We start from the raw sequence: 25,159 nt of genomic DNA on the forward strand, positions 1-25,159 counted from the left end.
TGGTTCCATGCTTGAGAAGACCAATCAAGTGAATCTCCTGTTTGACTTTTACGCGATGCTCCTAAAGGGCAAGCAGCGTGAATATCTGGAGCTCTATTATCTCGATGATCTCTCACTCGGAGAAATTGCGGAGATGCACGAAGTGAGCCGCCAAGCGGTTTACGATCACGTCAAGCGAGCCGAGAAACAGTTGTATGAATACGAGGAAAAGCTAGGGCTTGCTCGTAAACATGAACAACGTCAAGAGATAATCAATCGGATGATCAGCTTGGTGGAAAGCCAGGATACGAGTGATTCCCAAGAGGAGCTGCTTACGTCGCTCCGCCAACTGTCTGAGATGGATTAGGAGGGGCTCACATGGCCTTTGAAAGTTTAGCAAATCGGTTGCAGAGTGCCTTTGACAAGTTGCGCGGCAGAGGAAAGATCGATGAAACTGCGGTCAACGAGGCGATGCGTGAAGTTCGACTCGCCCTCTTGGAAGCCGATGTTAACTTTAAGGTAGTAAAAGACTTTGTCGCCCGTGTGAAAGAGCGCGCGATAGGTCAAGAAGTATTGAAAAGCTTAACACCAGGACAGATGGTGATCAAAATCGTCAACGAGGAGTTAACCGAGTTGATGGGCGGCAATGTTGCGAATATCGCAGTTGCCTCCAAAGCGCCAACTGTCGTGATGATGGTAGGTTTGCAAGGTGCTGGTAAAACTACCACTACCGGTAAACTCGCCAAATATCTGCAAAAACAAAATCGTAAGCCTTTGTTGGTAGCTGGTGACATTTATCGTCCAGCTGCGATCAAACAGCTCCAGGTACTGGGCGAGCAAGTGAATGCACCCGTGTTTAGTCTGGGTGATCAGGTAAGTCCAGTCGAGATTGCGAGACAAGCGATCGAGCATGCGAAAGAGAATCACCTCGATTATGTCCTGATTGATACCGCCGGTCGTCTTCACATCGATGAGACGTTGATGGACGAGTTGAAGCAGGTACGCGAGGTAGCCAAGCCTGACGAGATTTTGCTCGTCGTCGATGCCATGACCGGTCAAGATGCCGTCAACGTAGCTGAGAGCTTCAACAATCAGCTTGAACTGACAGGTGTCATCCTGACCAAGCTGGATGGCGATACTCGAGGCGGGGCAGCCCTTTCTGTTAAAGCCGTTACAGGCAAGCCAATCAAGTTTGCTGGTATGGGTGAGAAGCTGGATGCGTTGGAACCATTCCATCCAGACCGTATGTCCTCTCGTATTTTAGGGATGGGCGACGTACTCAGCCTGATTGAGAAGGCGCAGGAAGCCGTGGATGAAGAGAAGGCCAAAGAGATGGAGCGTCAGATGCGTCAAGGGGAATTCACCTTTGACATGTTCCTTGACTCCATGTCACAGCTTCGCAAGCTGGGGCCGTTCGAAGATCTGCTCGGAATGCTGCCAGGCATGAACAAAATGAAGGGCATGAAGGATTTTAAGGTGGATGAGAAACAAATCGCCCGCACGGAAGCCATCGTCAAGTCGATGACTAAAGCGGAGCGTTCCAACCCTGATCTGCTCAATGCCAGCCGTCGACGCCGCATCGCAAGCGGATCCGGCACAACCGTTCAGGAAGTGAACCGTTTCATCAAGCAGTTTGAAGAAATGAAGAAAATGATGAAGCAGTTCTCCGGTATGACCAAACAGATGAAGAAAAAAGGCAACAAAAAAGGTGGCTTTAATCTTCCTATGATGGGCGGCAAAATGCCGAATCTGGGTAACATGCCGAATCTGCCTGGTATGGATGAGAAGAAAAAAGGCGGATTCAACTTCCCGTTCAATCCGTTCAAGTAAGACCAAACAATGGTTGAACTCTTATCGCCCACGTGTTATGATGCTCTGTGGACTCGCGATAGTTCAGATAAGCTATACCAACGTGAATGCGTTGATTTTTATAGGAGGTGAACAACATGGCAGTTAAAATTCGTCTTAAGCGTATGGGTTCCAAGAAAGCTCCTTTCTACCGTGTAGTTGTAGCTGATTCCCGTTCCCCGCGTGATGGTCGTTTCATCGAGGAAATCGGTTTCTACAATCCGGTTGCTCAACCGGCTGTTGTCAATATTGACACTGAGAAAGCTGTACAATGGATTTTGAAAGGTGCAGCACCAACCGATACAGTTCGTAACTTGCTTTCTACTGTGGGCGTTCTCACGCAAGTGCACGAAGCCAAATTTGGCAAGAAGTAAGCATCTCTTACGGAGGGTAACCTATGAAAGAGTTAGTCGAATTGATCGCCAAGGCTCTTGTAGATCATCCGGAAGAGGTACGGGTTAACGCAGTGGAGAAGGAACGTCTCGTTGTCTTTGAATTATCCGTACATCCTGATGATATGGGTAAAATCATTGGCAAGCAGGGGCGGATCGCCAAAGCTTTGCGTACCGTAGTAACGGCAGCGGCTGTACAATCAGACAAGCGCGTTACTGTTGAAATCGTATAAAAAAGGCTGGGAGCTTTCCCAGTCTTTTTTGTAATATCGGAAAGATTAATTGCTATACAGTGGAAAGTAAGTAATCTTATCCATTCGCGCAAGCCCACCAAGAAAAGATTTCGACCGCTCGTCGCTCATTTTAAGCGAAACCAAGCGTAGAGAACGTAGGAAGGAAAAGAGTCGGCATTCTTTACGTCAGTGAGAAGCGAAGTGATTTTCTTGTCGACTCCCTTCCGCAGTGAACGGAGCGGACAACCAATACTACACGCGAGCTTAAACAGAGCATAGACGGACGAAGTCTTTTCTTCGTATCCTATCCATAAGCTTGTAATGTTCCGCTCCGCTAAGAGGTGCTGATATTCAGACCGGAGTGGGTTCTGCCAATAGGGGGGATCGTGATGATTACTATTCATCGTCCTGTGCAAGTGAAAATCGTGTTGACGGAAAACTCAAGACAGCTCTTGTTAGCGGAATATCACCGCCAGATCAAGCAACTGTCCAATGAGTTGGATCAGTGGGAGTTTCAGGGGCGCAAGCTGTTAAGTGAAGCCCAAAAGAAGACAGGCGACTCCTATAAATATATGGTCGAAAGAATTTCCAGGGAAGAACGAATCCGCAAAGAAAAATTGGAGATTCTACAGTTCCAGATCAAGCAAGTGGAGAACCTACCAGAAGGCAGCGAAATATTTCATACGACGGTGGAGAGCAGCACACAAGTACAAATTGGCGACTCGTGGGAAGATATTATGGACGGAACGGAAATCATATTAAAGGACGGCGTAGTGATTGACATACGTCGAGGAGGGAAGAGTACTTGACAGAAAAACATTACTATACAGTAGGCAAATTAGTAAACACACAGGGATTGCGCGGAGAAGTCCGGGTTGTGTCGACAACTGATTTCGCGGACGAGCGCTTCGCGGTAGGCAATGAACTGCTTTTATTTCACCCAACCTTACATAAACCATTAACCGTCAAGATTGCCTCCAGACGCAGCCATAAAGAGTTTGAGCTGCTGAAATTTGAAGGTCTTGACTCGATTAACGATATCGAGAAATACAAGGGCGGCGAGCTGAAAATCAGTGAAGACGAATTGCTTGAGCTAGAGGACGATGAGTTTTACATCCATCAGCTGGTAGGATGTCAGGTCTTTACAGATGAAGGAGAAGACTTGGGCAAAATCGTGGAAATCCTGCAGCCAGGTTCCAACGATGTCTGGGTGGTCAAGGGTAAACGAGGCGAAATTCTCCTGCCTTTTATCGATGACTGCATTAAAGAAGTGGACGTAGTCAATAAGCGAGTAGTCTGCCACATTCTTGAAGGACTTCTGTAGGAGGACCCCCATGAGAATTGATGTGTTAACACTTTTCCCGGAGATGTTTACGGGTGTACTTGGCTCCAGCATTCTGGGAAAAGCCGCAGATAAAGGCATTGTGCAATTTCAGGTAACCAACTTCCGTGAGTATTCCGAGAGTAAGCATGGGACGGTAGATGATACTCCTTATGGCGGTGGAGGTGGAATGGTCTTGAAGCCCGAACCGCTTTTTCACGCGGTAGAGGCCGTGACTGAGGAAGCCAAGCCGCGTGTGATTCTCATGTGCCCACAAGGGAAGCGCTACAACCAAAGAAAAGCCGAAGAGCTGGCAAAGGAAGAGCACCTCGTGTTTGTTTGTGGGCATTATGAAGGTTATGATGAGCGGATTCGAGAGCATCTCGTAACGGACGAGATCTCTATCGGGGATTATGTGCTGACCGGCGGCGAACTGGCGGCGATGGTCGTCATTGACAGTATTGTTCGGTTGCAGCCGGGAGCCTTGGGTAATGAGACGTCTGCGGTAAGTGATTCCTTTTCCACTGGTCTGTTAGAACATCCACATTACACCCGTCCCGCCGAATTCCGTGGATGGAAGGTGCCAGACATTTTGCTGTCGGGACACCATGCCAACATTGAGCGCTGGCGGCTAAAGGAATCTCTTCGACGGACGATGGAGCGGCGCCCTGAATTGCTGGAACAAATCGAGATGACCAAAGAGATTCGGAAGCTTTTACAAGAATTAAAGGAAGAAAATCAAAATAAATAGTTCTTTATTAAGATTAACTCTTGTAGTCACTTGTCCGATGTGGTAATATATTTCTTGTGGCAATTTTGCCCGCTGAGTAAGGCGGTCCGCTATTCGCACGGTTGATCTATACAACCACATTTTTGGGGCGAGTAAGAACGTCTGGTGGAAGGAGGGAATTTGAAATGAATCAAGTTATTCGCGAATTGGAAAAAGAACAATTGAAACAGGACCTTCCTGCATTCAGACCTGGTGATACTGTACGTGTACACGTTAAAGTTATCGAGGGTCAGCGCGAACGTATCCAGCTTTTCGAAGGCGTAGTAATCCGCCGTCGTGGTACTGGTGTTAGCGAAACCTTCACTGTTCGTAAAATCTCTTACAGTGTTGGTGTTGAGCGTACGTTCCTCTTGCACACACCGAAAATCGATAAAATCGAAATCGTTCGTCATGGACGTGTTCGTCGTGCGAAGCTCTACTACCTGCGTGATCGCGTTGGTAAAGCAGCTCGTATCAAAGAAATCCGTCGATAAGAACAATACAAAAAGGAGGCCTGGATTCCAGACCTCCTTTTTTTCCAATTTACATGAAAATGTATCGCCCCGCTAATCATAGTGGAAGCTAAGATATAGTGGGTCCCCTGCCGACGAAGAAGAACTCAAGTCTGGTGGGGTTCATTTTCGTAGATAGGAATTTATCAAATTCCTATCTACACAAGTGGTCGGCTAAAAGCTCAACGTCCTGTTGAAACGCCGACATTAGCACGTCCTGTGCGTCACAACTACGGCTCTGCTGTCGCCAAAGGCTCTGCAATCGCCGAGTTTTCTAGTATGATAAGAATTGAGCAGGAGGATAATACATATGAGTGAAGCAACTACCTCCAGCAAAGGCAAGAATGAAGTCTGGGAGTGGACCAAAGCAATAGCGATCGCAATCGCCCTTGCTTTTATCATTCGGTCATTCATCTTTGCTCCTTTCATTGTAGAAGGGCAATCGATGGAGAGCACGCTACATAATGAAGAAAAATTGGTCGTCAATAAGGCGATTTATTACGCGGGAGAGCCTAAGCGTGGAGATATTATCGTCTTTCATGCCGAGCCGACTCGTGATTATATCAAACGGGTGATCGGCGTTGCCGGTGACACCGTTGAAGTGAAAAATGACGTTCTCTATATCAACGGCAAAGCGGTGGATGAGCCATATCTTGCGCAAAACCGTGAAGAAAACAAGCGGAATAATGAACAGATGGGAACGAACAAACCGCTTACAGAGGATGTTCCGCTTATCACAATTCCTTCAGGTCATATCTATGTCATGGGGGATAACCGTCAGAACAGCCACGATAGCCGAAAAATCGGGCCTGTTGATTTAAAAACCGTCGTTGGACGCGCGGAATTCGTGTTCTGGCCGTTCAGCCATATCCGGATGACTCGATAAGTTTGGTTATGCTTGATTGAAGAAGTAGGTGATTATAATGACAATACAATGGTTTCCTGGTCATATGGCCAAGGCTCGTCGGCAGGTAACGGAGAAGCTGAAGCAAATTGACGTGGTCATCGAGCTGCTTGATTCACGATTGCCGTTATCCAGCCGCAACCCGATGATTGATGAGATTGTAGGAGACAAACCGAGACTAATCCTCTTGAATAAAGCGGATCTAGCCGATGATAAAGTAACAGACGAATGGATCAACTATTTCCGTGGGTATGGGATCCGAACGCTTCCGATTGATGCGCTATCCGGTAAAGGAGTTAACAAATTGCCTGGATTCTGTCAGGAGCTGGCTTCCGATATGCTTGCTAAACGAGCGGACCGCGGGATGCAGGCGCGCGCTATTCGAATAATGATCCTTGGAATTCCGAACGTAGGGAAATCTTCCTTGATCAACCGTCTGGCCAAGCGTTCGGTTGCCCAAACGGGAGATCGCCCTGCCGTAACCAAATCGCAGCAATGGGTGAAGATGGGCGACACGCTGGAGCTCTTGGACACGCCAGGGATTTTGTGGCCGAAGTTTGAGGATCAGATGGTGGGCCTTCGTTTGGCTGCAAGCGGAGCCATCAAGGATGAGCTGATTGACTTTGGGGAGGTAGCCCTGTTCGTTGCTCGTTACATGCTTCATTACTACCCTGAGCAATTAAAGGACCGTTTCAAAGTAGACACTCTTCCCGAAGATGGTGTGGAAATGCTGGAAATCGTGGGTAAAAAGCGCGGTTGCATGATCTCTGGCGGCCAAATCGATTACGATAAGGCGTCCGAAATTTTCTTGCGCGAACTGCGCTCAGGTAAGCTGGGTATGATTTCGCTTGAACGTCCGATTGATTGGGAGATGGAGAATCCGATCGGCAAGCCAACCTCCATCTGGGATGAACAGTAAATAAAAAAATTTGCGATGCTGCTTGTAACCGTCTACTATGAAGAGTAGGCGGATTTTTTATTTTCTAGACTGACCCATAACGGGATGAAATTGAATGGAATTGAAGGAGAAAACATCGATGGATTGGGCAAAAATGCCGATAACCAAAATAAAAGAATACATTGCGGAATACGAGGATCAGCTTCCACAAGAAATCGAGGAAGCACTCGCTTGCGACACGCGTAAAGGTGTCGTCGATCTTTTAAAGCAGATCCAATTGAAGCGAGAGCATCGTAGGAAGCAAGAGCGTATGTGGCATGAGATGAGCATTTATGAACAAAACTTGAGAAATCAAGGAAAAACCATCATCTTAGGGATTGATGAAGTAGGTCGTGGACCACTGGCAGGACCGGTTGTAGCATGCGCTGTCGCCCTTCCGGCAAATTTTTATCTTCCCGGCCTAAATGATTCGAAAAAAGTGCCACTTACAACAAGACAAGCTTTTTATGAAATCATTATGCGTGATGCGCTTTTCGTCGGGATCGGGACCATTGACGCTAAGCGAATCGATGAAATCAATATATTGGAAGCGACTCGAGAGGCGATGGTGCAAGCCGTTAGTAATACTGGCTGCACGCCAGATGTCTGTTTAATTGATGCTGTACATATCCCGAATCTGTCTTACGAGCAAATCCCGATCATTGGTGGTGACGGAAAAAGTATCTCCATCGCGGCGGCTTCCATTGTTGCCAAGGTGACCCGAGACAATATGATGGAAGAGTACGCCAATCTGTATCCTGGCTATGGTTTTGACAAGAATGCGGGTTATGGTACGCAGGAGCATCTTGCCGCGTTACGCTCTATGGGGCCGACACCGATTCATCGGATGACATTTGGCGGGGTAAAAGAAGAACAAATCGGATAAACGCGAACGACACAATTAATCACGACACAAAAAGACGTAAGGAGTGAGAATTCATGCAAACCGGACAATTGCTTTCTTCGATGATGAATCGCCTCGCATCAACCAGCGCGAAGCCAATTGATCTCACTCCAGGACAAGTATTCAAAGGGACGGTTACCAAGCTCTACCCAGACAACATGGCGCAGGTACAAATTGGCGGTGTGCAGATACAGGCCAAATTGGAAGCTAATCTTGAAGTAGGGCAGAAAGCATGGCTGCAGGTACAGCCAACAACGAATCCAGTCACACTGAAGGTACTGACCTCTCCAGACAATCCCCAGCAGCTTCAGGATACCACGGTAGAAGGACTGATGCGTTCATTGGGAGTGAACGATACCCAGGAAAGCCGCGCACTCGTGGAATCACTGGTGAAACAAAACCTGCCGGTAACCAAAGAGATTGTCAACGCGTTCCTGGATGTGGCCAAGACACAAGGAAGCAGCAAAGAGGTAGTGGACGCTTTTGTCCTTGCGATGAAGCGCAATCTGCCGCCTACGAATGATGTGGTCGCCGCATTGAAAACATTTGTGTCGGGCAAACCGCTTGCCGAATCAATCAGTCAATTCTTGCGTGAAGCCGAAACTTTTATTCAGTCTTCGCCTCAATCTGGAAAGACCATTGCGTCGTCTGGCAATATGCCGCAAGAATTATCAACACTAGAAGGGCTGCGACAGCTAGTGACCAAAGCGGCTGATAAAGTAGCCAGTTTACCTGTTCAAATAACGAGTATGGAGCCGGAACTAGCGAGCTCAAGTTCAGTTTTCATCGAGAAGGGGAATAGTAACCTTAATCCTCAGGGCTTTGCATCGAGTAGTACATCGGACGCGAATTTGCGAACTGCACAGGGGAATAGCCAGGGAGCCGGGCAGACTGCCAGACAACCTTCAGCTCAACCTCCTGCTCAAGCAGCTGTCTCTCAGGCGAATATACAAACATCTAATCCAACGGCGAATCAAAGGTTATCTGCAACTACTGCCCAGATTGATCCTCAAACTTTTTCAGCCGGGCAATTCTCAACCTCAGGTTTAAATACGGAACCACAGATAGAAGGGCAAAAGACCGCCAATAGCACTGTGTCCAAGATCTTGGATCAGCATTCTTCACCGATCACGTTAAATAATGTGTCTGGACAGATGCAACAGGCAACAGATGAGGTCAAGTTATCCAATGGGTCGACACAGGCTGGCGGTAGAAATCCATTGTCATCACCGGAACAGAACGGGAGTGCTTTAACAGCCGGGTTAGCTCAAGAAATTGCCGAGGGTGCTGCAAATACCGCTGATGAAGCTACTCAACCCCAGCTGGCAACGGCAAAAGCTCAACAGTTAGGACAGCCAGTACAACAAGGGCTTAAAGCTTCGAAAGAACCGCAAGCCCAACAAGATCAACTGGCTCAACTGAATCCTACAGGGAAGCAATCACTACAAGCAGAGCCTCAAGCCGTCAAGCCGCCTTTGCTGTCAAGCGCAACGGACGGCCAGCAGCAGAATCAAACCCGAACCGATTCATCAAGCGCTTCCTCTGCCGGCTCATCTTCAGCTCAACCTGCAGATCAGAGTAATCCAGCCCCTTTGGATAATAAACCGCTTCCGTTAAGAGAGCTGTTTCAAAAACTAGGGGTTTCTCATGAAAGGCACATAGCATTTCCACGGTTAGGGTCAGCGGAGATGATCAGTACTCGAGATCAACTGGATAACGTGAAATCCATGCTGATGCAGATTTCGCAGGCGGAGGGTCAGCTTCCAGGCAGTCTGAAAGAAGCGGCGAATACACTCCTTCAGCAAGTAACGGGTCAGCAACTATTGCTTACCCAGCCGACCAATCAGGCGATTTCTCAAGTCGTGATGCAAATCCCATTAAGAACAGACGACGGAGACACGACCGCTTTTGTCCAGATTGAATCGAAAAAGCAATCTGGCGGGCAGTTGGATGCCGAGAACTGTCGTCTCTTCTTTAATCTTGATTTGCATATGCTTGGTATTACTATGGTGGACGTAAATATCGTCAATAAAATCGTGAACATCAATATCTATAACAACCAGCCGTGGATTGAAGGGCTCATTACCCATTCAAGAGACTCGTTTGCTTCTCAGCTGCGGGATGTGGGTTATCAGCTGTCCCATCTCAAAACACAGCCCATTTTGCAACCGAAAAGCCCGTCGGCTCAGCTGGTTTCTCAAGGACATCTTGGTTCCACGTACAAAGGAGTGGACTTGCTTATATGAATCCAACCCACAAGCAATCCCCTCAAACGAGGAAACAGGCAGTCGCCTTGCGCTATCAGGCGGGATCTCAGGAAGCGCCAACTGTCGTAGCCAAGGGAAAAGGGTATATTGCGGAGAACATTTTGCAAAAAGCCAAAGAGAATCGTATCCCCATTCAAGAGGATCCTTCGTTAGTAGAGGTTTTGAGCAAACTGGATATCGACCAACAAATTCCTCCTGAGTTATATCAGGTTGTGGCAGAAATCCTGGCATTTGTGTACCGCCTAGATCGGGACGGACGACTATAATGAACAGAATCGAGCTTGGTCGTTGGGGAGAAGAGGCCGCGGCTCATTATCTTTTGAAAAAAAGATATTTGATTGTTCAGCGGAATGTAAGCTTCAAACACGGAGAGATCGATTTGATCATGCTTGACGGGGAAACGCTTGTTTTTGTGGAGGTCAAGACGAGAAGGCAGCTAACATACGGCACTCCGGCTGAAGCTGTCAACCGCAAGAAACAACAGAAATTACGTGAACTTGCCATTACCTATTTGCAGCAACAAGACAAATTCTATTCCAACTTTCGCTTCGATGTATGTGCTGTCTTGTACAGTAGTGATAAGCCCGTAGTGATTCAACATATCCCCCATGCGTTTTAGAGTCTTTGTCCAATGCGGAATATTCGGGCTTAGACAGACAGGAAATAGGCCGTTGGATTGGGGATATGTCTACAGCAAGAGAGGAGTTAAAAGCGTAGGATGTAATGTACTCGACGCGATGAACTCCTCCAACATCATCACTTCTTGGTCCTCTGCTGAATGCAGGGGGCATTTTTTTTGTTTCCAGGAAAGTTTAAAGCTTTGAAGTTAGGTTCATAATCTTTTCAGCTTCACGGACACCAGATTGGTACGCTCCATAGGCGCTGGCGTAATCTGTTTGGTTTGTGGCTTCACCAGCAAAAAAGAGTCGGTTCGCAACCGCTTCAGCTAAAGCATCCATGTCATCCGAAGTGGATTGAGGCGTGTGGTAGGTGTAAGCGCCATAGGCAAAAGGATCAGAATTCCATCTGGAAATTTTGGCGTGAATGGGTTGTGGAATGCTCTGTCCATATTTTGTTCTCAGTGAAGCCATCGCTTGATCAACAATCTCTTGGTCTGACCAATTCTCCATTTGCTTCGCGGCATCTGCGGAGAAAGAACCGACTAGTACGGGTTGATTGGTAAATTTGAATAGGTTGAGATATTCATTCAATTGAGTGTTGCTTGTACCTACTTCGAGCGTTCTCGCGTCTTTTTCCCAAAATACGTTTGCAAATTGCAGATAGAACTTGTTAAGATGACCTGTCCCCAATCGATTGATGGCGAGTTGCTTGCGATCCGGCAGGGCTGGGCGAAAGGAAACCGTACCTTTTTTCAGTACACCAAGCGGAAGGGTGATGACAGCGTATTTTGCTCGAAATAAGCCATTGTATGTACCAATACCCACTTCCTGCTCATTATGGTAGATTTGATACGCCACATGATTCAGGCGGATGTCTAATCCTTCCCGCATATGGTTTAAGAATTGATCAAATCCAACAGTGAAATCTGCTTGATCTCTATGCGCCAATTCGTATGTACTGGCCAAAAATTTCATCGGATTGCTGTAATCCATCGTGTGAATCCAGGAAGTCCCTAAATCTACAGCCGTTCCCGTTGTTTTGTCCGTCCAGACTCGACCACCTATGCGATCGCGCGCCTCTAATACCATGACTCTAAACCCTTGCGTATGCAACGTGTGGGCAGCGGCTAAACCAGCTACTCCTGCACCGACCACAATAACATCCATTGATTCAGCATCAGCTGGACTTAGGGAGAAAGCTTGAGCTTCATTGGAACCCAAAAAGATATCCGCTACATTTCCCCACATCACTCCTGTTACAGTAGCGTACATACTAGACTTGAGAAATGAACGTCTACTAACCTTTCGAATCATGCTAAATCTCCTTTCTATAGGGTATTTCTATTTTGGCTTACTGAGTTGTTTCGTGAAGATTAAGTCAATTCATACAATAGTAATTGACGCGCTGAATATGATTACCTAAAATAGTAAAATATAGTATATTGACAATATTCTAACATTCTTTCGTGAAAAGGAGCAATGATGATCCAAACTTTTCCTGTGAAACCAGAAGACGAGCCGTTCTTGTTTAATTTGTTTGCCACAACTCGTGAGGAAGAGTTGAAAGCTTGTGGATTCGATCAGACAACCAGCGAACTGTTTTTGCGAATGCAATGGAGGGCGCAGCAGCTATCATACGGGGAGGCGTTTCCAGATGCCGATCACAGAATGATCTGGATGGACAGCGTAAAGGTTGGCAAAATCATGATTCATCGAACCGAGCAAGAAATTCGCTTGGTAGATTTGATTCTATTACCACAAGTTTGTCATCGGGGAATTGGAACACAGCTGTTGCGAGAACTTCAGCAGGAAGCAAACCAACAGAAAAAAACACTTACATTAAGTGTACTTCACACGAATCCAGCCTTGAAATTATACAAAAGGCTGGGTTTTATTGCGGTTGGCGGAGATGAAATGTATGACCAGATGATGTGGAAGGGCTAAAAGAGAGTAAGGAGGTTGGGGAACAACATGGCAGAATCATATCTAGGTGAGATCCGCATGTTTGCAGGCAATTATGCGCCGATTGGCTGGGCACTATGCAACGGGCAGATGCTTTCGATTGCGGAGAATCCAGATTTATTTAGTTTGATTGCAACCACTTATGGCGGAGATGGCATTGAAACCTTTGCCCTGCCTGATCTACGTGGAAGAATTCCCATTCACATGGGGAGAGGGTCTTCTGGAATCAATTATGTTATAGGGGATAAAGGAGGAGTGGAAACTGTGACACTGACGAATAGTGAGATGCCTATTCACACGCATACACCGATTGCGTCAAACGTGGCAGGGAAAGACACTCCAGCAGGAAATATATGGGCTACCCTTCCTTTTACAGGTTATTCGACCAATACTACCGGGCCACAACGGATGAAATCAACGGCCATTTCAGTTGAAGGAGGAAGCCAACCTCACGACAATATGATGCCGTATCTTGCGGTCAACTTCATCATTTCCCTGAATGGAATATATCCTTCCCAATCTTAAAAAATAGCAGGAAGAACATTCAACTCTAAATTGACAGAAAAAAGAAGGTGTTCGAATGGCAGAATCATTTTTAGGGGAAATCCGTCTGTTTTCAGGTAAATTTCCTCCAAAGGGCTGGGCATTATGTGATGGACAAGTGATGGCTATAATCCAAAATCAGGAGTTGTTTTCACTTTTAGGAACGACTTATGGAGGAAATGGAATGACCACCTTTGCTTTACCCGATTTGCGTGGGAGAACTCCGGTGCACGTTGGAGCTGGGGTCATATGGGGGCAGGTGGGTGGTGAAGAATCTCATACACTGACTCTACAGGAGATTCCCTCACACACCCATCAGGTTTCCGTTTCTTCGTCGACCGCGACAGACGTATCTCCAGCAAATCATGTGTGGGCAGCGAAGGAAAATAGTTATGGAGCTCTGAATCTTTCAACCACCATGTACGCTTCTGCTTTAACGCAAGCAGGCGGAAGTCAACGTCATAACAACATGCAGCCTTATCTGGTGCTGAATTTTATTATCTGTGTGTCTGGAATCTATCCAAGTCGGAATTAAGGAGGTGTAATCATGGACGCATTTACAGGGGAGATTAGGTTGTTTGGTGGTAACTTTCCTCCAAAGAACTGGGCTTTTTGTGACGGTCAATTAATGTCGATTGCTACCAACCCTGCGCTTTTTTCCATTCTTAGCACCACGTATGGAGGAGATGGAAAGACCAATTTCGCATTACCCAATTTAATGGGTCGAGCACCTTTGCAGCAAGGTCAGGGGCCACAGGGGTACAATCGAACACTGGGAGAAGCAGGAGGAGCTACCGAGGTTACTTTACAGTTATCTCAGCTTCCTGCGCATACCCATCAGGTTTCGGCTCAGGATTCGGTTGGGAACACGAATAATCCCAAGGATGCGATTTGGGCGCAGCCACCTATTCAAGGAAAATTTATTAAAACCCAAGAACCGCTTTATGCAACAGCAGGGACAAGCACCATGAATCTTGGAGCTCTGAAGACAGCTGGAATGGGAATGCCGCACAATAATAGGCAACCTTACCTCGGACTAAATTTTATTATTTGTTTGAATGGCTATTACCCAACAAGGGGCTAATGGGACATTGATTAATTGGAGGGATTAAATTGAGAAGGTTTCTTCCTTTTTCCCTGCCAAGTCGATATACTCTTTCTCGTTTATTTGTTGCACTTATGTTGATTATGGTGGGATATTTCCAAACCGCAAACACTGCCTTTGCCGCAACTGTTTGGGGCAGTCCAGCTTCACTTTCAACCACGAACAGCTTGCAAGGGATCAGGTACGGCGGAGGAGAATGGCTTGCCATGGGAATTTCCAACACGATTGCCACTTCTACTGACGGAAAAAATTGGAGTGTTTACTATCCGGAGAACGGGTTTAATGATTGGTCTGATGCAGTGTTTGACGGAAGCAAATGGGTGATGGTGGGGAGTAATGGGAAGATATTTACTTCCACAGGCAACTCAGCATCTACAACTAGCGGATGGAGTCCACAAACTTCTGACGTATCCTCGAGTCTTTGGGGAATAGCATATGGTGGGAATACATATGTGGCTGTAGGTGATGGTGGAACCGTTCTTACATCTGGCAATGGTACAACCTGGAGTAAAAACATAGTATTGGGTGAAGAAGGCAACTCATTTTTGAATGTCATGTTTGCCAACAATATGTTTATAGCAGTAAGTGACTCGAGGAAAATCTACACCTCGGGAGACGGAATGAATTGGACTCCACAATTCACATCAACAGTTCCTCTTTATGGGATTGGATACGGGAATAGCAAGTATGTAGCGGTGGGAGCTGGGGAGGTTGCGATTTCAACGAACGGGACTTCCTGGACTTCATCCGATCTATCCGACACTTATTATTCGATCGATTACGGAAATGGCAAATATGTTGCGGCAGGAGCTGGTGGCAAACTTCTTACTTCGACGGATGGTAGCAGTTGGAGCAACGTTGAGAATGCCAATACGTCAACCGATTTATTCGCTGTAAGATATTCAGCAGAGCAGGGCGGTTTTGTGACAGTTGGTGGTAATAGTAATACAGCAATCATCAGATCACAGTCTATTAACAGTAATTTAAGCAACCTTACAGTAAGCGCGGGTTCCTTGTCACCTGCGTTTGCCTCGGGGACTTTGGGCTATACAGCAACTGTTGGAAGTGAGATTACGAGTGTAACGGTGACGCCAACGGCAAAGGATAGCGATGCGAAAATTGAAGTTCGTGTGAATGGCGGTACTTACTCAACTATTGCTAGTGGTCAGGCAAGTGGCAGTCTAAGTCTTAATTATGGGACAAATACAGTGGATGTGCATGTGACGGCACAAGATGGAACGACCAACAAAACCTACACAATCACTGTGACTCGAGCTGAACCGAACGCGCCGCCAACAGATATTACGTTATCCAATAACAAAATTGCTGAAAATATGGCACTGGGTACAGTCATTGGAACATTAAACGCGGTGGACCCGACCCCAGGTGAAACCTTCACATTCTCTTTGGTAGGTGGGGATACGGGTAGCTTTACGATTGTCGGAAACGAGCTAGAATCAAACGCCGTATTTGATTACGAAACCAAAAACAGCTACAGTGTAACGATTCTAGTAACGGACTCGGGACATGCAACTTTCAGCAAAGTATTTACGATAGAAGTCACCAATGTGAATGAAGCACCTACTGTGAGCAACAGTACCCAAAATGGCACAGAAGACAATGATGTCATCTTCAACTTAGATGACTATACGAGCAATTACCATGATAACGAGAATGATAGTCTGAACAAGATTCAAATTGTAAGCCTGCCTGCTCACGGGACATTGAAGCTAAACAACACACCGGTAACGCTTAATCAAGAGATAATGGCGACAGACATCGATCATCTGAAGTTTACGCCAGATTCTAACTGGAACGGCAATACCAGCTTCACTTGGAAAGGTCATGATGGCAGCTTTTATTCCACCAATACGGCCACATTGACGCTTGCCATTGCGGCTGTAGATGACCTGCCGACGGTGACTAGCAGTGAAAAAACAGGTCCTGAAGATACTGATATGACGTTTGGAGCGGGTGACTTTACGTCCCATTACTCAGATGTAGATGGAGAAAGTTTAGTCCAGATTCAAGTTTTGACAGTGCCAGACAGTGGGAAGCTGACATTGGATGGTGCTACTCCATCCGAGGTAGCAGTCAATCAGGTGATTCCGGTTGCTGACTTGTCCAAGCTGCGCTTTACTCCTGCTGCGAATTGGCACGGAACCACCAGCTTTACCTGGAAGGGCTTCGATGGCCATAATTATTCCAATGAAGCGGCTACTCTCAGATTAACGATCACAGCTGTAAACGACCCGCCAACGGTGAGCAATAGCAGCAAAGACGGTAGGGAAGATGAAATCATCACATTTACGGCAGTTGACTTTACCTCTCATTACACGGATGAAGAGGGAGACCATTTAACGAAAATCAAAATGATGAGTCTGCCAACCAATGGAACGCTGAAATTGAAAGGCCAATCGGTTTCAATCGGTGAAGAAATATTGGCAGAAGATTTGCCAAAATTAAGCTTTTCACCAGATGCAAACTGGTCAGGTACAACCTTCTTCACTTGGAAAGGTTTTGATGGCGCTGATTATTCCGCAAATGAAGCTACCCTGACACTGAAGATCGCTTCGGTGTATGATCCTCCGACAGTGAACAACAGCAGCAAGAACGGGAAAGAAGATACGGAAGCAACATTTGCAGAAACCGATTTTAGCGCTCATTTCACGGACGTGGAAGGAGGCAGCCTTAGTAAAATCCGAATCGTCAGTCTTCCTACTAACGGAACGTTGATGCTGAAGGGAACCAAGGTAGCGGTTAACAATGAAATTGATGCAATAGATCTATCAAACCTGAGCTTTATACCAGATCAGAATTGGAATGGAACCACCAGCTTTGAATGGAAAGGCAGTGACGGTACAGAATATTCAACCGAATCCGCCACACTTTCATTGGTGATTGAGGCCGTAAACGATCTGCCTACTGTAAAGACCAGTACGATGAACGGTACAGAAGATACCGATGTGGTGTTTACAATAAGCGATTTTGAGTCTAATTTCGCCGATGTTGACGGTGACAAGTTGAATAAGATTCAAATCGCCAGCCTGCCAACCAATGGAACGCTCCAATTCGAAGGTAACGCTATAAGCAATGGACAGGAGATTCCAGCAGCAGATTTGGGTAAATTGCGTTTCCATCCAAATCAGAACTGGAGTGGCAGCACCAGTTTTAAGTGGAAGGGTCACGATGGCACCGAATATTCAGCAGATACTGCAACCATGACGTTAACTATCTCAGGGGTTAACGATGAACCAACCATAAGCAGTATTGGCAATCAAACCATACGTGAAGACGAACAATCCCCAGCATATCCGTTCACGATTGGAGACGAAGAGACTGCTGCAGATGAATTGGTCGTCACCGCTTCATCCAGCAATCAGACACTGGTACCCAACAGCAATCTTTCTCTGCAAGGTACCGGAGCCAACCGTTCCATTAGCATCAAGCCAGCAGCGAATCAGAATGGTGTCACGACGATTACGATTACGGTATCAGACGGAACGAATCGCGTTAGCCAATCTTTTGTTTTGACAGTCGACCCAGTCAATGATCCGCCGCTGGCCAAGGACGGAACTTTGACCGTGACACAAAATCAGGCTAAAAAAGGTACACTGCAAGCGACTGATGTTGACAATGATGCACTTATTTACAGCCTGGTGAGCTTACCAACCAAAGGAACTGTAACCATTGACGCAAGTACGGGAGCTTTCACCTATACGCCTAATCCGAGTGTGACTGGCCAAGATTCGTTTACCTTTAAGGTTCATGATGGCACAGAAGATTCCAATACGGCTACTATTGCAATCACCATCTCGAGCGTTTATGTTCCACAGCCTACGAACCAGGCTCCAACCATAAGCAGTATACCGAATCAAACCATCAATGCGGATGAAAAGACACCAGTGATCCCGTTTGTCGTAAACGATCCGGACACTGATGTTAGGTCGCTCACTGTAACAGCCTCCTCCAGTAATCAAGAGCTGGTGCCGGATGCTAAGATAACTCTTGGTGGAAGCGGAGCCAATCGAACTGTACAGGTTGTGCCTGAGCCTAACAAAAACGGTTCGGCTACGATTACACTCATCGTAAGTGATGGACAATTATCCGCAAGAAGTACATTTATTGTTACTGTAGGGTCTGTCAATCATCCACCTGTTGCGAATAACGACATCTTGTTGGTTAAAGATGACAAAACCACTAAAGGCATGCTCACGGCAAGTGATGTTGACAAAGATCCGTTGACCTATATCTTGGTCGGTAAGCCGAAGAAGGGAACCGTAACCATTACGGATGCCAAAACAGGAGCATATACGTACAAGCCAACCAAAGGCAAGTCAGGTGATGACAGCTTTACATTTAAAGCAAATGATGGAGCGCTCGATTCCAATGTAGCGACAGTTATCGTCACTCATTCGGCCGTTAGTAACGCTGATTTGCGAGCATTGACAGTCTCTAGCGGAACACTCGATCCAGAATTTGCTGCGAATCGAACAATTTATAACGTTCACGTTGCCGATAACATTAAAGAAATCACCATCACCGCTGTCACAATGCTCAGTAGCTCAACCGTGAAAATAAACGGAAAAGCTGTTGCGAGCGGTCAAGCCAGTGATTCGATCAAACTCAAGGCTGGGCAAAACGAGGTAAAAATCGTTGTTCGTGCTCAAGACGGAACGGAAAAATCCTATAAGGTTACCGTGGAACGAGAGTCTATTCAAATCACAGAGATTAAACTGGACCAAAGCAGCGTTACGCTGACGGAAGGAGGCAAACCAGTTATACTCACAGCGACCGTTCAACCAGAGGAAGCCAGGGAAATTCAATTGGTATGGACCTCTAGCAAGCCATCAGTTGCCACAGTAGACGAGCAAGGTCAGGTTGTCCCTCTCACTGAAGGTACAACGGTGATAACCGTTTCTTCTCCAGATGGTAAAGTAAAAGATACGTGCAGCGTGAAGGTCCAAGCTGGAGAAAACCTCGAATTGATTGCGGATCCATCCATGCTGGTGATGAGTCCAAATGATACAGAGTCTGTTCGTATCCGAGCTTACCTTGGCAACGAATCCAAGCGAGATATTACGAGTAAAGTGATCTGGACAAGTGAGGATCAGAAAGTAGCAACCGTATCAAAAGGCAAAGTACGCGCCAAAGCAGCCGGGACAACCAGAATTGTCGCCAAGTATAAAGGAAAAAAAGTCTCCATCCTCGTGAAAGTCTATGATCCACGGATGGTAGATGATCGGGACGTAAGCGTTTCGTTTACTCCTACCGGCGATCAAAACTCATCCAAACTAACGGTCACTGGAAAGCTTTTGACAAAGAATAATGTGACGGTTCAAGTGGTTGTCGGAAACAAAACCTACTCGTCCAAGGTGGCAAATGATAAGAAAACCTTTAGCTTTGAACGCACCTTGGAGTGGATAGAGGATATGCCGAAAGAGCTTCAGTTGATCGTCAAGTCAAAAGCATCCAAAAAAGAGAAGCAAATCATCACCCTTCCGTTACTGTTGCTGGACACCGCTAGCATTAAGCTCGACAAAAATCCAGATGGTAGTGACCAAGATAGCTACATCATCAACGGCCAAATCTTCAATCAGCTCTATGTGAAGAAGGTGGAAGCGGTCGGTGAAGACGGAACAAATTATCTAGGCTTAATAACAGAAGATCAGTTTGAAATACCACTGCAAAACTTTACAGGCAACAAAGTAATCGTTCGGGCGGAGTCGTACACCGGAATGACACAGGAATGGGAAGTTGAAGTGGAAAGGTAATTAAGGAAAAGCAGTCGTTTAACAGGGTAGCCCTTAATAGACAGGGCTACCTTTTTATTACACAGGAAACCCATAAAATACCTGTGAAATCTCTCACTGCCAAATTAATGAATTTAAGCGATGATTAGACTTGTGTTTTTTGAATACATCATGGCAATTGATAGTGGAGGTTTCATTTTATGCAAGACCGTAAGTGGACACGTTCCCGATTTAACGCGATCTCTAAGACAGAGGATGGAGGACTCCTCTTGTATAACAGCTATACAGGTGGAATCACGGCCTTCAGTCCAGAGGAGCGAGAGGAGGTTATGGAAGCCCTTCAAGGGAACCAAGACGGATCAACCCTGACCGAACTTCAACAAAAGCTGGTGGACATGAGCTATTTGGTACCGGCTGATGCAGATGAGAGTAGACGCGCCAAGCTTTTGTTTCAACAAGTAAACCGAGCGGATTTTCTCCATTTGGCCATTCTTCCGACAGAGGAATGCAATTTCAGGTGCACGTATTGCTACGAGGATTATGCAAGAGGAAAAATGTCGGATGAAACGATCAATGGAATCAAGAAGTATGTGTTATCCAAAGCGCCTACACTCCAGCACTTGGCGGTGACCTGGTTTGGCGGTGAACCTCTGGCTGCAGCCGACGTAGTAGAGGAACTGTCTTCCTTTTTCTCTGAAACTTGTGCCGTACATAACGTTCAGTACACGGCGGAAGTACTGACCAATGGTTATTATTTGAGTGGTGAATTACACGAAAAGCTGGTTTCCTGGAATACCAAACAGTACATGATTACGATCGACGGACCAGAAGCTATTCACGACGTCAGACGAGCTTTGCAAGATGGTGGCGGTACTTACCAAGTGATCATGGACAATCTGAAACAAATGAAACAAACCAACTTGGATTTTGAAGTAGCGTTGAGAGTCAACTTTGATAATGATAATCTACCAGTCATGGATGAACTAATTGATATTTTTGCACAGAATTTTGCCCATGACCGAAGATTTCAAATCTATTTCCGACCAGTAGGGTGCATGGGTGGCAAAAATGATGCGCACCTGCCAATATGCGATTTACAGATAAAGGACCAAAAAATTTGGGAGTTGACCCAGAAAGCGATTGACCGGGGATTAACGATGAGTTCCTTGATTGAAAACTCATTAATGCCGCTCGGCTCCACCTGCTATTGTGTGAAACCTCATTCGTTTGTCGTCGGTTCAGACGGAAGCTTGTATAAATGTTCCGTTGCATTTAACGATCCAATCAATCAAGTTGGGAAACTAACTCCTGATGGAACGATGGAGATCGATATCGATAAATTCGCTCATTGGGTTTCGTCTGATGAACTGGATGAAACCTGCAGCAATTGTTTCTTCCGCCCGGCTTGCAATGGAAACCACTGTAAGCTGTTTCGGATGAAAAATAACGACAGACCGTGCTCCTTCGAAAAAAGAAAGATTGGCAAAGTGCTCCAAACTATTCATAAGCAATACACCCAAAACACATAACACATGACGTAACCGTCCGAATCTTGAATGGAGGTGATGACCATGCTAATCATTAAGACTGGAATGTCTCCAACAGAAGCCGCTACTTCTGGACGAGTAAGTAAATCCAATCCTGGCAACTTGGGTAAATAAGGTAACCTGAAAAAAAGAGACTTTCTCCATGAGATAAACGTGGGGAGAGTCTTTTTTCATTTGGTTATTAACGGGAGAAGTATGTATAATAGAGGGTAGCGTATGAAGTGTTACATGTACTTCAACTAAATAGAAGGGTGACTAGTGATATGAAAAAGAAACTCGTTTTGGTATTGGATGTAGAACTGGATAAAAACGTAGACTTGCAAAATTTGGCGAATACCTTCGCACAAGCCATCCAAACAGTGGATCAGGTCGACTTACATAATGCTGTGCTATTTGATGATGATGAAAGCAGTGCGGATAAATGGGTTGCGGAGTTGAAGAAGTCATAATATTTTTTGCCCCACTCTCTGTCTTTACGTAAGCTTGAGTTAAAGCGGGAGGGGGCTTTTCTATGTACGCGCAACTATACGCGGGGACCGTGTTTGGAATAGATGGGATGGTCGTTACGGTTGAAGTTGATATAGCCAATGGGCTGCCACAATTCGATGTAGTCGGCCTAGGCGGTTCGGCAGTGAAGGAAGCTCGGGACAGAGTACGGGCGGCGATTCGGAATGCGGGCTTTGACTTTCCCATGCAGCGCATAACGGTAAATCTTGCTCCGGCTGATTTGCGCAAGGAGGGCTCTGGCTTCGACCTCTCCATTGCGATAGGGGTCTTGCTTGCCTCTAAACAAATTTCAACTAATTTAAGCAAAACGATTATTCTAGGTGAAGTGTCTTTGGATGGAACTCTATTGCCCGTTCCCGGTGTACTGCCGATCCTCTTGGAAGCCAAACAACAAGGTTTCACCGATGCGATCGTACCTTCGCAAAACGAAGCGGAAGCTAATCTAGTCGATCTTAATGTAATCTCGGCAAGCAGTTTGCAAGAAGTAGCAAGCAAATGGCAAGACGGTAATAAACCTCAGGATAACACCAACCCGGATAACCAGATGGAGTTAAGGAAGCATTCTGTCGACACAAAAATTCCTTCAATACAGGTAAAAGTGCCTGAGATTGTTTCTAGGCATGACGACGTACAACCTTCGCATGATTTTGCCGATGTATGCGGTCAACAACTCGTCAAACGAGGCTTGGAAGTGGCGGCGGCTGGCTTTCACAACGTCTTCAAGATATGGGACATAAGCACGCTAAGCAGATACAAAACAAAGGGCATTATCTTCGGATAGTGCTTTTTGTTTTGGATATTTGCTCCCTACGTTTGATTAAATAGTCACAGTATTATTAATCATTTTATGGTAAAATCTGTTGAAAAGGAAAAACAGGAAAGAGAGATATCCTTATGCCAAAAATATTAGATTTCTGGTGGTTACTAATACCTCTTCTCTTATTTGTTATATATAAACGATACTCTAATAGGTATTATTATAAATGCGTTGACTTAGCTGAAAAATACAAGAAGGGAATAAGTGAGAATTCAGATAGGTTCGAATGGGAAAGAAATTATTTTATTCTAAAAGGACAAGTGGGAAAATTTAAGCATTGTGATGAAATTCGACCTTATTATATAGGATATATGAAAAAACACTATCCTAATTATAGACATCTAGACCAATATTTTGATGATCCAGATGAGCAAAAACTATTTGAAGAAACAATTAGTAAGAGGAAGAAAAGAGGACAAACAGATTAAACAGTAGATACCAAAACTTTCGTTGAAGTTTTTATCGTCCCAATTCTATAGTTTACACTCCTTGAAAAAGGAGTGATTTTTATGACTGAACTCGAAATAAAACGACATCGGAAAAGATACCTTGAAGCTGATTACATCCTTATTACAGATACTCTTAGCAGGGTAGTCTTATCAAAGAAAACATCTGGAACATATCACATTGTTGAACTGGATGTAAAGAATGATTCAGTAAAGGCTGCATTTATGACTGAAGAGCAGTTTAGGGAGTTTATCGGATAATTTAAAGCAAAGTCTAATTTCATTGGAAGGAATGATCGAACGATGTCTGGTAAAATCATTGACGATGTTGAGGAACTTTTGGAACTTACTGACGATGAATTATCTGAATTGCTTCAGCAGAATAAATACAATAAGTCTAACCTTAGAGAATTGGTAAGAAGAACACTTAAAGAAGTTCGTGAGTATAAAGGTGCGTTCTACTATGAATAACAGCAACACGAGAAGTACAGGAAGTCGGTTGAAGATGTGTTAAACCGAATAAATAACTATTTTCGTGGGGGTTATAATGATGAATTATATTACTTGTATTTTCGTACATAGTGCGCGTGGCACATGGTCTGGACGTTTAGTTTGGGATTCAATTCAAGAAAACGATGAACGAAAAAGTCTTGGATATACTCATGGAGATGTTAATGGTGAAATTAAGACACAGTATTTTGAAGACACGATCTCAAATGTTGTAGATATGCTTCTTTCACAGGCGCAATCTTTTGGAATACAGTTTCATCCTACAATGACTCCTAAAATTTATTACGAGACTAATATTGAAATACTAAAGAGTTTTCCTTTAGATAAACATCTTCAATTTTTCGTGGAAGCAGAAAACACAATACGAAGCTGGTAGTTGAAAATACGGGAGATTTGATTAGGAGGCAGCAAGAATGAAAACATTAATTTTCGGGGCTTTAAAGTATGTCTCTCTGTTTTTTGGATTGATGTTATTGATCGGAACCATAGTAACGGTTGATACATCAGAAAAAGCAAATGATTATACGTTTATCACTATAGTGGGCATTGGTTGCATTTTACTGGCAATCTTCTTTCAAGGAGAACAAAATAGAACATTCAAATAAGAAAGATTTAAACAGCTAGCATACGTTTTATTTGAATAAAATGAAGATTAGGTCAGGAAGAATATTTGCAGAATGCTCTCTTATCAGATAAAAAAGACGAGATTGAATAAATGGTAGAGTTATACACTATCGAGAAGGTGCTATAGAATGAATTTCCTGTATCAACTTTTATCTGAAGATAATGTGATTAAAATGATTACTACAATAATCCCATCTTTAATTATTGCAATTATTTCACCATTTATTGTAATTAAAATTGCACTCAAGCAGTTCTATACACAAAAATGGTGGGAAGCAAAGGCAAGTGCATATTCTAAAATTGTTGAAAGTTTATCTGGTATGATCTATGTAAAAGAACAAAGATTTGATCACGATGTTGTTAATCTGCTTAATTTAAGTGAGGAAACGTTAAAGAGATACCAAGAAATTGAATCAAAAGCATATGAAGAACTTCGAAAAGCAAAAGCAATAGGGTCATATATAATTTCAAACGATGCTATTGAGACACTCAATCTTTTAGAAAAAGGATTGAATCTAAGAGATGCAAATGGAGATTGGGTAAAGGATATTGATGAGCATTTAGGTGCTTTGTACAAATGTATGGAACAAATAAGAAAAATAGCGAGTAGAGATTTACAAAAAGGTAAATAGAACATAGGTTTTAAAGGGAGTAACGAT

28 protein-coding genes and 1 pseudogene are annotated in these 25,159 nt (G+C 44.9%); 28 read left to right on the forward strand and 1 reads right to left on the reverse strand.

Features of this window, described 5'->3' with window-relative positions; genetic code table 11:
* Positions 1-7: 7 nt before the first annotated feature.
* The 14 genes from ACQCN2_RS09320 to ACQCN2_RS09385 all read left to right on the forward strand — a co-directional run bounded on the left by ACQCN2_RS09320 (position 8) and on the right by ACQCN2_RS09385 (position 10,685).
* A complete protein-coding gene (locus tag ACQCN2_RS09320) occupies positions 8-346 on the forward strand; it encodes a putative DNA-binding protein (RefSeq protein ID WP_426928615.1) in 339 nt (112 codons plus the stop codon).
* Positions 347-357: 11 nt separating this feature from the next.
* Positions 358-1,809, forward strand: coding sequence for a signal recognition particle protein (ffh, locus tag ACQCN2_RS09325; RefSeq protein WP_426928616.1), 1,452 nt, complete (start codon positions 358-360; stop codon positions 1,807-1,809).
* 116 nt (positions 1,810-1,925) lie between these two features.
* The gene (gene rpsP, locus ACQCN2_RS09330) at positions 1,926-2,201 is read left to right on the forward strand and encodes a 30S ribosomal protein S16 (RefSeq protein WP_426928617.1); all 276 of its coding nucleotides are present in this window, start codon (positions 1,926-1,928) and stop codon (positions 2,199-2,201) included.
* Between the two features lie 23 nt (positions 2,202-2,224).
* A complete protein-coding gene (locus ACQCN2_RS09335) occupies positions 2,225-2,452 on the forward strand; it encodes a KH domain-containing protein (RefSeq protein ID WP_426928618.1) in 228 nt (75 codons plus the stop codon).
* A 389-nt stretch (positions 2,453-2,841) separates the two neighbouring features.
* Positions 2,842-3,261, forward strand: coding sequence for a YlqD family protein (locus ACQCN2_RS09340; protein ID WP_426928619.1), 420 nt, complete (start codon positions 2,842-2,844; stop codon positions 3,259-3,261).
* Complete coding sequence (gene rimM / locus ACQCN2_RS09345) at positions 3,258-3,776, forward strand: ribosome maturation factor RimM (protein ID WP_426928620.1); 519 nt, start codon at positions 3,258-3,260, stop codon at positions 3,774-3,776. Before ACQCN2_RS09340 ends, rimM begins: the two co-directional genes overlap by 4 nt.
* A 10-nt stretch (positions 3,777-3,786) precedes the next feature.
* Positions 3,787-4,524, forward strand: coding sequence for a tRNA (guanosine(37)-N1)-methyltransferase TrmD (gene trmD / locus ACQCN2_RS09350; protein ID WP_426928621.1), 738 nt, complete (start codon positions 3,787-3,789; stop codon positions 4,522-4,524).
* A gap of 164 nt (positions 4,525-4,688) precedes the next feature.
* The gene (gene rplS / locus ACQCN2_RS09355; protein ID WP_426928622.1) at positions 4,689-5,036 is read left to right on the forward strand and encodes a 50S ribosomal protein L19; all 348 of its coding nucleotides are present in this window, start codon (positions 4,689-4,691) and stop codon (positions 5,034-5,036) included.
* A 328-nt stretch (positions 5,037-5,364) separates the two neighbouring features.
* Positions 5,365-5,940 (forward strand): signal peptidase I, encoded by a 576-nt coding sequence (gene lepB, locus ACQCN2_RS09360; RefSeq protein ID WP_426928623.1) that lies wholly within the window; start codon positions 5,365-5,367, stop codon positions 5,938-5,940.
* A 37-nt stretch (positions 5,941-5,977) separates the two neighbouring features.
* Positions 5,978-6,877, forward strand: a complete 900-nt coding sequence (gene ylqF / locus ACQCN2_RS09365) for a ribosome biogenesis GTPase YlqF (RefSeq protein ID WP_426928624.1) — start codon at positions 5,978-5,980, stop codon at positions 6,875-6,877.
* A 118-nt stretch (positions 6,878-6,995) separates the two neighbouring features.
* Positions 6,996-7,781 (forward strand): ribonuclease HII, encoded by a 786-nt coding sequence (locus ACQCN2_RS09370; RefSeq protein WP_426928625.1) that lies wholly within the window; start codon positions 6,996-6,998, stop codon positions 7,779-7,781.
* A gap of 53 nt (positions 7,782-7,834) precedes the next feature.
* On the forward strand, positions 7,835-10,045 hold the full coding sequence (locus tag ACQCN2_RS09375) for a hypothetical protein (RefSeq protein ID WP_426928626.1): 2,211 nt from the start codon (positions 7,835-7,837) through the stop codon (positions 10,043-10,045).
* Positions 10,042-10,332 (forward strand): EscU/YscU/HrcU family type III secretion system export apparatus switch protein, encoded by a 291-nt coding sequence (locus tag ACQCN2_RS09380; RefSeq protein ID WP_426928627.1) that lies wholly within the window; start codon positions 10,042-10,044, stop codon positions 10,330-10,332. Before ACQCN2_RS09375 ends, ACQCN2_RS09380 begins: the two co-directional genes overlap by 4 nt.
* Complete coding sequence (locus ACQCN2_RS09385) at positions 10,332-10,685, forward strand: YraN family protein (protein WP_426928628.1); 354 nt, start codon at positions 10,332-10,334, stop codon at positions 10,683-10,685. Before ACQCN2_RS09380 ends, ACQCN2_RS09385 begins: the two co-directional genes overlap by 1 nt.
* 193 nt (positions 10,686-10,878) lie before the next feature.
* Here the strand turns inward: ACQCN2_RS09385 and ACQCN2_RS09390 are convergent, their stop codons facing one another.
* Positions 10,879-12,000: an FAD-dependent oxidoreductase gene (locus ACQCN2_RS09390; RefSeq protein ID WP_426928629.1), complete on the reverse strand. Its 1,122-nt coding sequence runs from the start codon at positions 11,998-12,000 to the stop codon at positions 10,879-10,881.
* Positions 12,001-12,165: 165 nt separating this feature from the next.
* Between ACQCN2_RS09390 and ACQCN2_RS09395 the strand changes: the two genes are divergently transcribed.
* The 14 genes and pseudogenes from ACQCN2_RS09395 to ACQCN2_RS09460 all read left to right on the forward strand — a co-directional run bounded on the left by ACQCN2_RS09395 (position 12,166) and on the right by ACQCN2_RS09460 (position 25,132).
* Positions 12,166-12,630, forward strand: coding sequence for a GNAT family N-acetyltransferase (locus ACQCN2_RS09395; protein ID WP_426928630.1), 465 nt, complete (start codon positions 12,166-12,168; stop codon positions 12,628-12,630).
* A gap of 27 nt (positions 12,631-12,657) precedes the next feature.
* Positions 12,658-13,173: a phage tail protein gene (locus tag ACQCN2_RS09400; RefSeq protein ID WP_426928631.1), complete on the forward strand. Its 516-nt coding sequence runs from the start codon at positions 12,658-12,660 to the stop codon at positions 13,171-13,173.
* A 55-nt stretch (positions 13,174-13,228) separates the two neighbouring features.
* Complete coding sequence (locus ACQCN2_RS09405) at positions 13,229-13,726, forward strand: phage tail protein (RefSeq protein ID WP_426928632.1); 498 nt, start codon at positions 13,229-13,231, stop codon at positions 13,724-13,726.
* 12 nt (positions 13,727-13,738) lie between these two features.
* Complete coding sequence (locus ACQCN2_RS09410) at positions 13,739-14,275, forward strand: phage tail protein (RefSeq protein ID WP_426928633.1); 537 nt, start codon at positions 13,739-13,741, stop codon at positions 14,273-14,275.
* A 29-nt stretch (positions 14,276-14,304) separates the two neighbouring features.
* Positions 14,305-20,070, forward strand: coding sequence for a tandem-95 repeat protein (locus ACQCN2_RS09415; protein WP_426928634.1), 5,766 nt, complete (start codon positions 14,305-14,307; stop codon positions 20,068-20,070).
* 179 nt (positions 20,071-20,249) lie between these two features.
* Positions 20,250-21,578: a radical SAM protein gene (locus ACQCN2_RS09420; protein WP_426928635.1), complete on the forward strand. Its 1,329-nt coding sequence runs from the start codon at positions 20,250-20,252 to the stop codon at positions 21,576-21,578.
* 281 nt (positions 21,579-21,859) lie between these two features.
* Positions 21,860-22,045: a hypothetical protein gene (locus ACQCN2_RS09425; RefSeq protein ID WP_426928636.1), complete on the forward strand. Its 186-nt coding sequence runs from the start codon at positions 21,860-21,862 to the stop codon at positions 22,043-22,045.
* Positions 22,046-22,107: 62 nt separating this feature from the next.
* A pseudogene (locus ACQCN2_RS09430) lies at positions 22,108-22,830 on the forward strand (magnesium chelatase domain-containing protein); the annotation flags it as partial.
* Between the two features lie 167 nt (positions 22,831-22,997).
* Entirely contained in the window at positions 22,998-23,348 is a 351-nt protein-coding gene (locus tag ACQCN2_RS09435; protein WP_426928637.1) for a hypothetical protein, read from the forward strand.
* An 81-nt stretch (positions 23,349-23,429) separates the two neighbouring features.
* A complete protein-coding gene (locus tag ACQCN2_RS09440) occupies positions 23,430-23,627 on the forward strand; it encodes a hypothetical protein (protein ID WP_426928638.1) in 198 nt (65 codons plus the stop codon).
* 42 nt (positions 23,628-23,669) lie between these two features.
* A complete protein-coding gene (locus tag ACQCN2_RS09445) occupies positions 23,670-23,837 on the forward strand; it encodes a hypothetical protein (RefSeq protein WP_426928639.1) in 168 nt (55 codons plus the stop codon).
* 76 nt (positions 23,838-23,913) lie between these two features.
* Positions 23,914-24,252, forward strand: a complete 339-nt coding sequence (locus tag ACQCN2_RS09450) for a protein-tyrosine phosphatase family protein (RefSeq protein WP_426928640.1) — start codon at positions 23,914-23,916, stop codon at positions 24,250-24,252.
* A gap of 37 nt (positions 24,253-24,289) precedes the next feature.
* Entirely contained in the window at positions 24,290-24,481 is a 192-nt protein-coding gene (locus ACQCN2_RS09455; RefSeq protein ID WP_426928641.1) for a hypothetical protein, read from the forward strand.
* Positions 24,482-24,628: 147 nt separating this feature from the next.
* On the forward strand, positions 24,629-25,132 hold the full coding sequence (locus ACQCN2_RS09460) for a hypothetical protein (protein WP_426928642.1): 504 nt from the start codon (positions 24,629-24,631) through the stop codon (positions 25,130-25,132).
* Positions 25,133-25,159 lie beyond the last annotated feature (27 nt).

The sequence above is a fragment of the Brevibacillus ginsengisoli genome (assembly GCF_050113715.1).
In the GTDB taxonomy this organism is placed as follows: Bacteria; Bacillota; Bacilli; order Brevibacillales; family Brevibacillaceae; genus Brevibacillus_H; species Brevibacillus_H ginsengisoli.

What these genes read in the sequence shown, in the direction of transcription:
- ACQCN2_RS09320 (WP_426928615.1), top strand. Translation starts at nt 8, where the DNA reads ATGCTTGAGAAGACCAATCAAGTGAATCTCCTGTTTGACTTTTACGCG.
- ffh (WP_426928616.1), top strand. Translation starts at nt 358, where the DNA reads ATGGCCTTTGAAAGTTTAGCAAATCGGTTGCAGAGTGCCTTTGACAAG.
- rpsP (WP_426928617.1), top strand. Translation starts at nt 1,926, where the DNA reads ATGGCAGTTAAAATTCGTCTTAAGCGTATGGGTTCCAAGAAAGCTCCT.
- ACQCN2_RS09335 (WP_426928618.1), top strand. Translation starts at nt 2,225, where the DNA reads ATGAAAGAGTTAGTCGAATTGATCGCCAAGGCTCTTGTAGATCATCCG.
- ACQCN2_RS09340 (WP_426928619.1), top strand. Translation starts at nt 2,842, where the DNA reads ATGATTACTATTCATCGTCCTGTGCAAGTGAAAATCGTGTTGACGGAA.
- trmD (WP_426928621.1), top strand. Translation starts at nt 3,787, where the DNA reads ATGAGAATTGATGTGTTAACACTTTTCCCGGAGATGTTTACGGGTGTA.
- rplS (WP_426928622.1), top strand. Translation starts at nt 4,689, where the DNA reads ATGAATCAAGTTATTCGCGAATTGGAAAAAGAACAATTGAAACAGGAC.
- lepB (WP_426928623.1), top strand. Translation starts at nt 5,365, where the DNA reads ATGAGTGAAGCAACTACCTCCAGCAAAGGCAAGAATGAAGTCTGGGAG.
- ylqF (WP_426928624.1), top strand. Translation starts at nt 5,978, where the DNA reads ATGACAATACAATGGTTTCCTGGTCATATGGCCAAGGCTCGTCGGCAG.
- ACQCN2_RS09370 (WP_426928625.1), top strand. Translation starts at nt 6,996, where the DNA reads ATGGATTGGGCAAAAATGCCGATAACCAAAATAAAAGAATACATTGCG.
- ACQCN2_RS09375 (WP_426928626.1), top strand. Translation starts at nt 7,835, where the DNA reads ATGCAAACCGGACAATTGCTTTCTTCGATGATGAATCGCCTCGCATCA.
- ACQCN2_RS09380 (WP_426928627.1), top strand. Translation starts at nt 10,042, where the DNA reads ATGAATCCAACCCACAAGCAATCCCCTCAAACGAGGAAACAGGCAGTC.
- ACQCN2_RS09385 (WP_426928628.1), top strand. Translation starts at nt 10,332, where the DNA reads ATGAACAGAATCGAGCTTGGTCGTTGGGGAGAAGAGGCCGCGGCTCAT.
- ACQCN2_RS09390 (WP_426928629.1), bottom strand. Translation starts at nt 12,000, where the DNA reads ATGATTCGAAAGGTTAGTAGACGTTCATTTCTCAAGTCTAGTATGTAC.
- ACQCN2_RS09395 (WP_426928630.1), top strand. Translation starts at nt 12,166, where the DNA reads ATGATGATCCAAACTTTTCCTGTGAAACCAGAAGACGAGCCGTTCTTG.
- ACQCN2_RS09400 (WP_426928631.1), top strand. Translation starts at nt 12,658, where the DNA reads ATGGCAGAATCATATCTAGGTGAGATCCGCATGTTTGCAGGCAATTAT.
- ACQCN2_RS09405 (WP_426928632.1), top strand. Translation starts at nt 13,229, where the DNA reads ATGGCAGAATCATTTTTAGGGGAAATCCGTCTGTTTTCAGGTAAATTT.
- ACQCN2_RS09410 (WP_426928633.1), top strand. Translation starts at nt 13,739, where the DNA reads ATGGACGCATTTACAGGGGAGATTAGGTTGTTTGGTGGTAACTTTCCT.
- ACQCN2_RS09420 (WP_426928635.1), top strand. Translation starts at nt 20,250, where the DNA reads ATGCAAGACCGTAAGTGGACACGTTCCCGATTTAACGCGATCTCTAAG.
- ACQCN2_RS09425 (WP_426928636.1), top strand. Translation starts at nt 21,860, where the DNA reads ATGAAAAAGAAACTCGTTTTGGTATTGGATGTAGAACTGGATAAAAAC.
- ACQCN2_RS09435 (WP_426928637.1), top strand. Translation starts at nt 22,998, where the DNA reads ATGCCAAAAATATTAGATTTCTGGTGGTTACTAATACCTCTTCTCTTA.
- ACQCN2_RS09440 (WP_426928638.1), top strand. Translation starts at nt 23,430, where the DNA reads ATGACTGAACTCGAAATAAAACGACATCGGAAAAGATACCTTGAAGCT.
- ACQCN2_RS09445 (WP_426928639.1), top strand. Translation starts at nt 23,670, where the DNA reads ATGTCTGGTAAAATCATTGACGATGTTGAGGAACTTTTGGAACTTACT.
- ACQCN2_RS09450 (WP_426928640.1), top strand. Translation starts at nt 23,914, where the DNA reads ATGATGAATTATATTACTTGTATTTTCGTACATAGTGCGCGTGGCACA.
- ACQCN2_RS09455 (WP_426928641.1), top strand. Translation starts at nt 24,290, where the DNA reads ATGAAAACATTAATTTTCGGGGCTTTAAAGTATGTCTCTCTGTTTTTT.
- ACQCN2_RS09460 (WP_426928642.1), top strand. Translation starts at nt 24,629, where the DNA reads ATGAATTTCCTGTATCAACTTTTATCTGAAGATAATGTGATTAAAATG.